Source organism: Amycolatopsis echigonensis, assembly GCF_014174495.1.
Taxonomy (GTDB): domain Bacteria; phylum Actinomycetota; class Actinomycetes; order Mycobacteriales; family Pseudonocardiaceae; genus Amycolatopsis; species Amycolatopsis echigonensis.
The window spans coordinates 1-482 of the sequence record NZ_JACJHR010000271.1 but is presented as its reverse complement, the minus strand read 5'-3'; the positions used below and the strand labels follow the sequence as shown (position 1 = coordinate 482).

The 482-nt window shown below is 65.6% G+C and carries 1 protein-coding gene; it reads right to left on the bottom strand.

From position 1 onward, the window contains the following. Nucleotides 1-482: peptide-methionine (S)-S-oxide reductase MsrA (msrA, locus tag H5411_RS46715; protein ID WP_183128056.1), on the bottom strand; the 482-nt coding region annotated here is incomplete at both ends.

The window sequence follows — 482 nt, the reverse complement described above, 5'->3', positions numbered from 1 at the left end:
TTCGGGAGTTTCCAGCCGGGGCGGGGGAAGTGGCAGGTGTAGCCGTGGGGGTAGCGCTGGAGGTAGTTCTGGTGTTCGGGTTCGGCTTCCCAGAAGTCTCCGGCGGGGGTGACTTCGGTGACGACGGTGCCGGGCCAGAGTCCGGAGGCGTCGACGTCGGCGATGGTGTCTTCGGCGATGCGTTTCTGTTCGTCGGTGGTGTAGAAGATGGCGGAGCGGTAGCTGGTGCCGATGTCGTTGCCCTGACGGTTTGTGGTGGTGGGGTCGTGGACCTGGAAGAAGAATTCGAGGAGGGTGCGGAAGTCGGTCTGGTCGGGGTCGTAGGTGACTTCGATGGTTTCGGCGTGGGTGCCGTGGTTGCGGTAGGTGGCGTTCGGGACGTCGCCGCCGCTGTAGCCGACGCGGGTCGCGGTCACGCCGGGCTGGTGGCGGAACAGCTCCTCCATGCCCCAGAAACACCCGCCGGCCAGAATCGCCTTTTC